Here is a 10,795-nt window from a genome sequence, read left to right as displayed (position 1 = left end):
GTGCAATTAGTGGAGATGTTTCGAAAATAGAAATAGAGAAAATGCTAGATTCAATTTATGAGGATGGGAAAAATGACTAAACGTAAAATAAAATATTTTTTAGTTCTACTGGTAGTTGCTATACTATTAGCCGTTCCAGTATTGGCATATAGTAATATAGAGTATCGAGCTAGTGAGCAACTCACAAGCTATAGTATGAATGCAAAAGCAACGGGGAATGGCAAAATTGCTATTTCATTTTCTGTAGACGGGACAGGAAAAATGACTCGCATTGGCGCTAAGAAGATTATAGTATACCAACAAATAGGAGGGACCTGGGCACTTGCTAATTCTTTAAATCAAGATGATGCTGGAATGATTTCCACCAATTCTTATTATCATGGGAATACCATATACTATAATGGTATTTCAGGGGAAAAATACCGCATAGAAATTACTATCTTTGCAGAAGATGCTTCTGGATCCGATTCCCGTACGCAAACTTTTTATGTAACAGCTTAAAGAAAGGGGCGTCCCAATCGGGACGCCCCTTTCTTTAAGCTTGACTGGACAGGCAAGGAACGCCGCCTGCCGCATAAGCTTTACCAAGCAGTAGCAAGGAGGGATATGCTTGGGACAGCGGAAGCGGGAAGTGACGGTACGGTGTACCTATACCGATGGAGGGGCGGAGGCAAAGGAACTGGTACAAGGCTCATTCCGCGCCTTTTTGGCGCGGGAACTTAACAAGGACACCCCTGGAGGTAACTCATGTACCTGGAGATAGAAGGGGCGGAGAGGTACCGCGCCGCACTTTATATCCGCCTGTCCAGGGAGGACGAAACCGACGGGCCCTCAGAGAGCGTCAGCAACCAGCGGGCCATGCTGGAGGACTTTGCCCGCCAGCGGGGGGTGCCGGTGGCCGGCCTCTATGTGGACGACGGCTGGTCGGGCACCAGCTTCGACCGTCCGGAGTTCCGGCGGATGCTGCGGGACATTGAGGCCGGACGGGTGAACATGGTGATTACCAAGGATCTGTCCCGGCTGGGGCGCGACTACATCATGACCGGCCACTATATGGAGCGCTATTTCCCGGAACACCGTGTGCGGTACATCTCCCTGTTGGACGGCATCGACACCGGTGTGGACTCCAGCGCCAACGAGATCACGCCGTTCCGGGCCATTATGAACGACATGTACGCAAAGGACATCTCTAAAAAGATCTCCAGCGTCAAGCGGGACAAACAGCGAAAGGGGCTGTTTATCGGCGGCAAGCCGGTATATGGCTATCAGATGCACCCTGCGGAAAAGAACAAAATTGTGGTGGACGAGGGGGCCGCGCCGGTGGTACGACGTATTTTCCGGCTGGCGCTGGAGGGCCTGAGCTGCCGCCAGATCGCCGCGCAGCTCAACGCTGAGGGCATCCCATCGCCGGGGTGCTACGCGGGCCTGTATCCCTCCGGTACCGGACAGTGGAGCGGTGAGCGCATCTCTGAGATGCTGCAAAACGAAACCTATATTGGAAATATGGTACAGGGGCGCCGACGGAAGGTCAGTTACAAGAGCAAAAAGTGCATTCGGCAGCTACCGGAGGACTGGGTGGTGGTGGAGGGAACCCATGAGCCGCTGGTGACGCCGGAGACCTTTGAACGGGTGGGGCGTCTGTTGGCCAGCCGGCGGCACACCCGCAGCCGAACCTATGAGTTTCCGCTGAAAGGGCTGCTTTTCTGTCACGAGTGCGGGCACCCGCTGGCGGTGCTCAACCGGAAAAACAGCCGGGGGGAGGATGTGCGGTATCTGGTTTGCCGCACCTACCAGCGGTTCACAAAGACAGGGGGCTGCACCTGCCACTCCATTCAGGAGCAGACCGTCACTCGTGCCGTGGTAGCCAAGCTGCGGGAGGCCTGCGGGGCCTGCCTGGAGCCTGCGGCCCTGCTGCCCGCCGCCCGGTCTGCCGTAGCAGAGGCTCATGGAGGGGAAAATCCCACGGCGGAAATCCGGGCCCTGCGGGCCAAAATAGGCCGCCTGACCACCGTCCTGGACCGGATGTATTTGGATCAGCTCAGTGGCCTGCTGGCCGAGGCGGATTTTGCACGGCTCTACCGGCAGGCCCGCGAGGAGCGCGGCGCACTGGAGCGGCGTGTGACAGAGCTGGAACACCGGGAAAGCCCGGAGGCCGGGGACAAGGCCGGGGCCCTGGTTCAGCGTTTTCTGGATGAGGCTGGTGACAACCGGGAGCTTCTGGTAAGCCTCATTGAGCGGGTGGAGCTAACTGAACAGAGGGAGCTCATCATCCACTTCCGCTTCTGTCCACCGGAGGCGCTTTTTTAATGGACCTCTGGTTACAATAACCGCGGCGCGAGGTATCGCGCATTGAGAAAAAAGCACTCAAGAAGCTGGAGGCGGCCATGGGGGCTCAGGAATAAGCACTCCTGTGCCGCGGTACAAAGCGGCTTGGGCGCAGCAAAAAAGAGCTTTACTCCTAGCGGCTGAATGGGATATAATAAAATCGGGAAAAAAGAGAGGGGCGGCGCAATAAAACGCTGCTCCCGTACATTAAGAAGATGACAGGAGCGCGACACCATGTTAATCCTGCTTGAGACAATGGCAGAGGAGCGCCGCACCACCACTGCGCCGGAGCTGCTGGAGCCGCTGATGGCCCGGCTGGCCGGGGGGGATCAGGAGGCGCTGGCAGAGCTGTACCACCGCACGCGGACGTCGGTGTACGGCCTGGCCCTATCCTACCTGAAAAACCAGCATGACGCTGAGGATGTGACCCAGGACGCTTTTGTGCGGGCCTGGGAAAACGCCCATCAGTACCGTCCCCAGGGTACACCGCTGGCCTGGCTGCTGACCATCGCCCGCAACCTCGCCCTGATGAAGCTGCGGGAGCGGGGCAGGACCCAGGACATGGCTCTGGAGGACTGGGAACGGCTGGCAGCGGAGAACCCGATGGTGACGGTGGAGGACCGGCAGGTGCTGGACGCCGCCCTCACCGCGCTGGCGGATGACGAACGGCAAATTGTGCTGCTCCACGCGGTGACCGGCTGGAAGCACAGGGAGATTGCAGGTCTGCTGGAGCTGCCCCTGTCCACGGTGCTGTCCAAGTACCGCCGCGCGCTCCTGAAACTAAAGACGAAGCTGGAAGGAGGGGATGCCCTGTGACCGATCAGGAACTGGAACAGCGTCTGCGCACCGCGCTGGAGCACGCCGCGCCCGACCATCTGGAGGCGCTCCTCTCCCGGTGCGAACCGCGGCGGGGAAACGTGATTCCCATGACTGTACCGGCGCGGAAGCCGCGGAAAAAGGCGGCCATGGCTTGGCTTGCGGCGGCCTGCCTGGCGCTGGTGGTGGTGGGCGGAGGCGCCGGTGTTCAGTACTACCAGGCCAACGCCGTGGCTTCGGTCATCTCTCTGGATGTCAATCCCAGCGTGGAGCTGGATGTAAACCGGCAGGAGAAGGTGGTCTCGGCCGTTCCTCTGAACGCGGACGCCAACGAAATTCTGGACGGCATGGACCTGAAGGGGGCCGATCTGAATGTGGCGGTCAACGCCATCATGGGCTCTCTGCTCAAGCACGGCTATGTGGATGAGCTGGCCAACTCCATCCTCATCTCGGTGGAGGACGACGACGCGGCCCGGGGCGCAGCCCTGGAGCAGAAGCTGACCACGGAAATTGGGCAGGTGCTGGACTCCGCCAAAGTCAACGGAGCGATCCTCTCCCAGACCCTCAGTGGGGACAGCGCCCTTCAGCAAAAGGCGGACGAGTATGGCATCTCGCTGGGCAAGGCCACGCTGATCCAGTCCCTGGTGGACAGCAGCAACCATCTCACGTTTGAGTCCCTGGTGGGGCTGTCCATCAATGAGCTGAATCTGCTGGCCAATTCCACCGCAGTCCAGACCCCGGACAGCGCGGGGGGACAGACCAGCACGACCGCCTCCAACCCGGCGCTGAACTCGGTAGGTACGGCCAGCCAGAGCGCCTATATCGGTGTGGAGGCCGCCAAGGAGGCTGCCCTGACCCATGCGGGTGTGACCAGTGGGGACGTGGTGTTCCTGGAGGCTGACTACGACTATGAGGACGGCCGTATGGTATACGAGGTGGAGTTTTTTGCCGGAAACACGGAGTATGAGTACGATGTAGATGCCGCCACCGGCGCCATTGTCAAGCACGGGCGGGAGCAAAAGGGCGGCAGCCTGCCCGGCGGCGGAAGCACCGTTCAGACCGACATCGGCGAGGCGGCGGCCAAAGCCGCGGCCTTCGCCCATGCGGGCGTGGCCGAAGGGGACGTGCGCGGGCTGACGGTCAAGCGGGACTTTGACGATGGCCGCCTGACCTACGAGCTGGAATTCTGGGCAGGTACTACAGAGTACGAGTACGAGATTGCCGCCGCGGACGGCAGCGTGCTCAAGAGCAAGCGGGAGGAGCACCCCAATGCCCTGCCCGCGGACCAGGCCATCGGGCGGGATGCCGCCCGGGACGCGGCGTTGGCCCACGCGGGGGTGGCGCTGACCGACACCTACGAGCTGGAGGTGGAGGAGGAGCTGGACGAGCGCACGCCCTGCTATAAGGTGGAGTTCAAGGCCGGCGGCATGGAGTACGAGTACAAGATCGACGCCAGAACCGGCGGCGCTTTTTTTGAAAAGGCTCAAAGCTCCATGTCCAGCAGGTAGGAGGACAGGCCCTTGCCGTGCATGTCCACGGAGAGGGAGCGGGTTACGCCGCCGCCCAGGGCGGCGTACATGACAAAGTTCAGCGCATGGATATTGGGCAGCTCATAGCGAACCACCTCACCCTTGACCATGCCCTTGAAGTGCTCCTTCACCCGCTCAGCGGTGACTCTCTCCTTGAGCAGCGCATAGTCCTTGGGGTCGTAGGCGATGAGGGAGATGTTGGAGATGTTGCCCTTGTCGCCGGTGCGGGAGTGTGCGATATCCCAGAGTTTCATAGAAAATGCCTCCTTTCTGTCTTGAAATCAGACTTCAAAGATCTCGACTTCGGGCTTAACATCGCAGCGGCTCACCAGAATGGAGGCCACGGACACAATGTCGCGGGTGCGCTTGACGGCGCCGCAGCCGCCGGCTGGGCCATTGGTGTAGAGGGCCTCCACCTCGTTGCCGATGAGCTCGGCGTCGGCCCTGGCCTTGGCCCGGCCGGACACGCGGACCCGCACCTCGCTGGGCTCTTCGTTGTACTTGAAGTCAGGGTTCCAGTACAGGCTGTTGCAGCCGATGAGGTCGAACTTCAGCTCGTCAAACACGCCGGGGGCCACCAGCTCCAGGCGTTCCTTGATGATGTCCAGGGCCAGCCTGCCGCGGGCCACGCAGCCGGGGCCGCCGTAGCTGATTTCGCCGTCGCCGATGAAGCAGTCCTTGTAGCCGATGGAGCACTTGAAGGTCTCGGTCTTGGGCTTGCCGGTAATGCCGGTGACAGCCACCTTGTCCTTCTCTACCTCCGTGAAGGTAATCTGCTTGCAGTCAGCCACCACGTCCGGGGTCAGATAGTTCTCCGGATCGTGGATTTCGTAGCAGATTTGCTCGGAACAGGTCTCCACCGTGACCATGCCGCCGGACTCCGGAACCTTGGTGACGAAGAAAGAGCCGTCCTCGGACACCTCGATGATGGGGAAACCCAAGTGGCCCACGCCGGGCACATCCTTCTTGCCGGGCTCGGCGAAGTAACCGCCGGTGACCTGACCGCCGCACTCCAGCAGATGGCCCATGATGGTGCCCTTGCCCAGCTTGTCCCAGTCCTCCAGAGACCAGCCAAACTCATGGATCATAGGAGCCATGAAGATGGCGGGGTCGGCCACACGGCCGGTAATGACCACATCGGCGCCTTGCTCCAGGGCCTTCAGGATTCCCTCTACGCCCATATAGGCGTTGGCGGAGACGATCTCGCCGGGGAGCTTGGACAGGGGTTCGTGGGTCTCCCACACCTCGGTGTCCATGTACTTGTCGATGACGGGCAGCAGGTCGTCGCCGGTGACGCAGGCGATCTTCATGCCGGTCAGTCCGTGCCTGTGGGCAATCTCCACGCACTTCTGGGCGGCGGCCTGGGGGTTGGCGGAGCCCATGTTGGTGATGAGCTTCACCTTGTGCTTCCAGCACAGGGGAAGGGCCCTCTCCATGCGGTGCTCCAGCAGGCCGTTGTACCCCTTGGACGGGTCCTTCAGCTTGGCCTGCTGACCGATGGCGATGGTGCGCTCGGCCAGGCACTCGTAGCTGATGTAGTCCAGGTTGCCCTTTTCGATCAGCTCCAGCGAGGGCTCCAGCCGGTCGCCGGCATAGCCGGCGCCGCTGCCGATGCGGATGGTTTTCGTCATGCAATGACTTCCTTTCTGATAATTGACATTTCAAAGACGAGAGAGCGGCTCAGATGGCGATGCCGCGGGTGAGAATAGCAACGGCCACCATCACCAGGGATACCAGCCAGGCCAGCGGGATAGTCTTCTTCTGGTGCTCGCCGAAGTCCACACCGGACAGGCCCACCAGCAGGAAGGTGGAGGCGGTCAGGGGAGAGACGGGGAAGCCGACGGTCATCTGGCCCAGGATAGCGGCGCGGCCAACGTCGGCTCCCACGACGCCGAAGCCCTCGGCGGTCTGCGCCAGCACGGGGAGCACGCCATAGTAGAAGGAGTCGGGATCAAAGAGCAGGGAGGCGGGCATACCGATGATGCCGACGATGAGGGGGAAGAACTGGCCAAGCGTATTGGGGATGACGGACACCAGGGTGCTGGCCATCTCGGTGATCATGCCGGTGCCCTGCATGATGCCGGTAAAGCACCCGGCGGCAAAGAGCACGGAGCACATCATAAGGGCCTCCTTGGCGTGGGCGTCCACCCGGGCCTTGGAATCCTTCACGCTGGGGTAGTTGATGACTGTGGCCAGCACATAGAAGAACATGAATACCACTGCGGGGGCAAAGCCAGAGAAGAGCAGAGACACAATGGCGGCAACGATCAGGAGAATGTTCACCCAGAACAGGCGGGGGCGAAGGAGGGCTTTCTGTTCGTCCGTAAGCTCCTGCTCGGCATGTCCGGCGGCCTGAAGGGCCACGGTGCCGATGCGCTTCTTCTCACCCGCGCCAAGGAAGGCGGAGATGACCAGCACGCAAACCAGGCCTGCCAGTACGGCGGGGAGGACTGGCATAAAAAATCCGGTGACGGTGGCCTCCGTGCCCGCCATGGTGGCCAGGGCGGTATGGGCGCGAATTGTGGGGCCGCCCCAGGGCAGGATATTCATGGTGCCGGCGGAGAGGGCCACAATGGTGGCCAGCGTAGTGCGGCGCATGCCGAGCGCGTCATACAGAGGAAGCAGCGCGGGCACACAGATCAGGAAGGTGACCGCTCCGGAGCCGTCCAGATGGACGATGGCAGCCAGAATGGCGGTGCCGATGCCGATTTTGACGGGATCGGTGCCTACCAGGTTCAGAATGCCCTTTATGATGGGGCGGAAGGTGCCGGCATCGGTCAGGATGCCAAAGAACAGAATGGAGAAGATGAACATGACGCCGGTGGCCGCCACGGAGCCGATGCCCTTGGAGCCGGTGATCATGTCGCCCAAGGACTTGAAGTTGGCGAAAAAGTTCACAACACCCTGCGTTCCCTCCGCGGCGCCCTCCGGCACGACCGCGATGAAGAAGCAGGAGATGATGCCGGTGACCACGGGAACTACGATCAGAGCCACCAGCGGAGATGCTTTTTTGGTCATAATCAGTACCAGCATGATGATGACCGTCAGGAATCCGAGAATTGCTAAAGGTGACATTCACATAACCTCCTCTTATTTCAAGCAACCTCTCCACACGCTGCTTGTGCTAAAAGAAATATGCAAGCGGCATGCCAAGATAGGGAGGTATGGATAAAGGCGCAAAAACCCGACCCTCAGGTAGCTCCGGGGAAACAAAGAGCGGGCAGAGAGAGGGCGGGTTTCTAAAATATTAGAATCCAATCGGGCAGAAACCAAATGGTAACTGCCTCTATAGGTTGGTGCGGCTGGTTTCTAATTTATTAGAATAGAATTCTAATAAATTAAAACTGCATATTCAATTTATTGTAAAGGCTGGCAAGAGAGATGCCAAGCTGTGCGGCTGTCTTTTTCTTACCCTCCAGAGAGGCACCATTGCGCTCTAATAGGCGGAGAATCTCCGCCCGTTCAAAGGCCCGGGTACGCTGGGCCAGTGTGAGAGACGGCTGTGCAGTTGGACCAGTCCGGAGGTTTTCGGGGAGGGACAGCTCGGTGATGACGCCGGAGGGGGTGAGATAGGCGCAGAACTCCAGCACGTTGCGCAGCTCCCGCACATTGCCCGGCCAGTTGTGGGCCAGCAGGCGGTCCATGGCCTCGGGCGTTAGCTCCAGGCGTCGCTTGAGCTTGCGGGACAGCTCGTCCAGCAGGCTGCGGCAGAGAGGAGGGATGTCCTCTCTCCGCTCCCGCAGCGGCGGGATGTGGATGGGGAAGGTGTTGAGGCGGTAGAACAGGTCGGTGCGGAATTTCCCCTCCTCCACATAGCGGGGCAGATCGGCGTTGCAGGCGGCGATGATGCGCACGTCGGTCTCCACCTCCTCCACGCCGCCCACCGGCCGGATGCGGCGCTCCTGGAGGGCGCGCAGAAGCTTGGCCTGGAGGCCGACGTCCATCTCGGAGATCTCGTCCAGAAAGAGCGTCCCGCCGGCGGCGGCCTCAAAGAGGCCGATCTTCCCGCCCCGCTTGGCGCCGGTGAAGGCCCCCTCGGTATAGCCGAAGAGCTCGGACTCCAGCATATTGGCGTTGAAGTTGGCGCAGTTGATGGCAACGAACACCCCGGCGGAGCGGGGGCTGGCGTTGTGGATGGCCTGGGCGTACAGCTCCTTTCCCGTGCCGCTCTCCGACTGGAGCAGGACGGTGACGTCGGTCTGGGCCAGGCGGCTGGCCAGCTCCCGGCAGGCCGCCGACCGGGGGGAGACCGCCACAATGGAGTCAAAGGTGTAGTGGGCGGCGTTGGCCTTGTTGACTCGGCGGAGCACCTGACGGCTGCGCTTTTCATAGCGCTCCAGCTCCGCCCGGAAGTCGAAGGCGTCCTTCCAAAAGGTAACCACCGACAGGCCGCCCACCACCTCCGCTCCGTCGAAGATGGGGTACATGTTGACGAAGTAGATGTCCTCGCTCTCCTGGCGCGGGGTGTGCAGGATGGGGCGCTTCTGAGCCAGCACCTCCGGCAGCCGGGCACCGGGGCGCAGTAGCCGCAGGGGGTATCCCTCGATCGGCCCGATGGGCCCGCCGGCCTCCTTCTCCAGAAAGGCCACATAGGCCCGGTTTCCATAGACAATGCGCTCCTGCGCGTCAATGATCAGCACGCCCTCCTGCATGGCGTCCAGGACTGCGCGGGTGATGGGATCAAGCTGCACGGCGGCCGCCTCCTTCCGTTCTGCCTGTATTGTAGCAGAGAAGCATCTGGTTGACAACTGGGGCAATCCCGGTTGACGAAGCGTAGGAAATCGGTTACAATTCCAACAGATAGGCGGAGGAGGGAAGAACGATGGACAAGGCGGCTATGCCGGAGGGAAAGTATCTGGCCTCGGTGAAGCTGGGGCCGAAGGGGCAGATCGTGGTGCCCAAGGAGGTGCGGGAGATGTTCGGCGTCCGGCCCGGGGACACGCTGCTGCTGCTGGCGGACGTGAACCGGGGGATTGCACTCCAGACCTTTGAAAAGGCGGACCCGGTCTTCCGTGATGTCTTTTCGGACCGGGAGCAATAAAAGTGCCGCGCCTTCAGGCGCGCCACTTTTTATTTCATCTTGACATTCTGCCTTTGCGGTGCTATAAGTAAGAAAAGTATTACCAATAAGAAAAGGGGTGCGTAATATGAGCCGGATCGTCTTTTTCTCCATTCCCGCCTACGGACACACCAATCCCACGGTGGAGGTGGTGCGGCAGTTGGTGCGCCGGGGGCACCGGGTGCGCTACTACTCCTTTGAGGAATTCCGGGCGAAGCTGGAGGGCGCGGGAGCCGAGTTCGTCCCCTGCGACACCTTCCTGCCCCCCGCCCCCAGAGATCTGGGGCGGCGGATGGGGCACGACTTCTCCAGCCTCATGGCGATGGTGATCGATGTGACGGTGGCCATGGAGGAGAAGACGCTCCGGGAGCTGGGCGAATTCCGGCCGGACTGCGTGGTGGCCGATTCCATCTGCGTCTGGGGCAAGCTGTACGCCCGGCGGCTGGGGCTGCCGCTGGTGTGCTCCACCACCACCTTCGCCTTTGACCGGGAGACCGCCAGGGAGATGCGCCCCGGCCCGCTGGAGGTATTCTACACCCTGGCGGGCCTGCCCCAAATCGGGAAGAGGCTGGCCCTGCTGCGGGAGCACGGGTACGAGGTGGAAAAGCTCACCGAGCTGATTCAGAATGACAGCGAGACCGATACCATTGTCTATACCTCCCGGGCCTTCCAGCCCGGCGGCGAGCACTTCGGGGAGCGGGTGGCCTTTGTGGGGCCGTCCCTCCCGGAGCTGCCGCCCCGGACGCAGCGGCGGGAGCGGCCGCTGGTGTACGTCTCCCTGGGCACGGTTATGCACGGGAACACCGGCTTTTACCGGGCCTGCGCGGAGGGCCTGGGGGACGGACCGTGGGATGTGCTGCTGTCGGTGGGCAGCCCGGCGGGGGCGGAAACGCTGGGCGCTCTGCCCCCCAATGTCCGGGCAGAGGCCAGGGTGGAGCAGCTCCGGGTGCTGGGGGAGGCGTCGGTGTTTCTCACCCACTGCGGGATGAACAGCGTCAGCGAGAGCATCTGGTGCGGCGTGCCCATGGTGCTGGCCCCCCAGCAGTCGGAGGAGGGGGCGGTGGCC

Annotated in this window: 10 protein-coding genes; 6 read left to right on the top strand and 4 right to left on the bottom strand. The window is 61.3% G+C overall.

Annotated elements, in window-relative coordinates; all coding sequences use genetic code 11:
• The first annotated feature begins 72 nt into the window (after positions 1-72).
• The 4 genes from ACESY8_RS05700 (at position 73) to ACESY8_RS05685 (ending at position 4,649) form a co-directional block, all read left to right on the top strand.
• Positions 73-501 (top strand): hypothetical protein, encoded by a 429-nt coding sequence (locus tag ACESY8_RS05700; RefSeq protein ID WP_152970460.1) that lies wholly within the window; start codon positions 73-75, stop codon positions 499-501.
• A gap of 246 nt (positions 502-747) precedes the next feature.
• Complete coding sequence (locus ACESY8_RS05695; RefSeq protein ID WP_054338373.1) at positions 748-2,307, top strand: recombinase family protein; 1,560 nt, start codon at positions 748-750, stop codon at positions 2,305-2,307.
• Positions 2,308-2,559: 252 nt separating this feature from the next.
• On the top strand, positions 2,560-3,141 hold the full coding sequence (locus ACESY8_RS05690; protein ID WP_054338372.1) for an RNA polymerase sigma factor: 582 nt from the start codon (positions 2,560-2,562) through the stop codon (positions 3,139-3,141).
• A complete protein-coding gene (locus ACESY8_RS05685; protein WP_498794660.1) occupies positions 3,138-4,649 on the top strand; it encodes an anti-sigma-I factor RsgI family protein in 1,512 nt (503 codons plus the stop codon). Before ACESY8_RS05690 ends, ACESY8_RS05685 begins: the two co-directional genes overlap by 4 nt.
• Here the strand turns inward: ACESY8_RS05685 and ACESY8_RS05680 are convergent.
• The 4 genes from ACESY8_RS05680 to ACESY8_RS05665 form a co-directional block, all read right to left on the bottom strand.
• Complete coding sequence (locus ACESY8_RS05680) at positions 4,625-4,924, bottom strand: AtuA-related protein (protein ID WP_007489081.1); 300 nt, start codon at positions 4,922-4,924, stop codon at positions 4,625-4,627. The genes ACESY8_RS05685 and ACESY8_RS05680 overlap by 25 nt on opposite strands.
• Before the next feature lie 27 nt (positions 4,925-4,951).
• Positions 4,952-6,301, bottom strand: a complete 1,350-nt coding sequence (locus tag ACESY8_RS05675) for an acyclic terpene utilization AtuA family protein (protein ID WP_054338371.1) — start codon at positions 6,299-6,301, stop codon at positions 4,952-4,954.
• A 49-nt stretch (positions 6,302-6,350) separates the two neighbouring features.
• Complete coding sequence (locus ACESY8_RS05670; RefSeq protein ID WP_054338370.1) at positions 6,351-7,745, bottom strand: CitMHS family transporter; 1,395 nt, start codon at positions 7,743-7,745, stop codon at positions 6,351-6,353.
• Positions 7,746-8,008: 263 nt separating this feature from the next.
• Positions 8,009-9,361: a sigma-54 interaction domain-containing protein gene (locus ACESY8_RS05665; protein ID WP_024724461.1), complete on the bottom strand. Its 1,353-nt coding sequence runs from the start codon at positions 9,359-9,361 to the stop codon at positions 8,009-8,011.
• A gap of 131 nt (positions 9,362-9,492) precedes the next feature.
• On the opposite strand from ACESY8_RS05665, the gene ACESY8_RS05660 reads away from it, so the two are divergent.
• Together ACESY8_RS05660 and ACESY8_RS05655 are read left to right on the top strand one after the other, a co-directional pair.
• Positions 9,493-9,711: an AbrB/MazE/SpoVT family DNA-binding domain-containing protein gene (locus ACESY8_RS05660; protein WP_021633511.1), complete on the top strand. Its 219-nt coding sequence runs from the start codon at positions 9,493-9,495 to the stop codon at positions 9,709-9,711.
• Positions 9,712-9,817: 106 nt separating this feature from the next.
• Positions 9,818-10,795: glycosyltransferase (locus ACESY8_RS05655; protein ID WP_498794659.1), on the top strand; the 978-nt coding region annotated here is incomplete at its 3' end.

It is taken from the genome of Clostridium sp. ATCC BAA-442 (assembly GCF_964239415.1).
GTDB classification, from domain to species: domain Bacteria; phylum Bacillota; class Clostridia; order Oscillospirales; family Oscillospiraceae; genus Flavonifractor; species Flavonifractor plautii.
The sequence above is the reverse complement of the archived record's forward strand: the minus strand, read 5'-3'. Positions and strand labels throughout refer to the sequence as shown.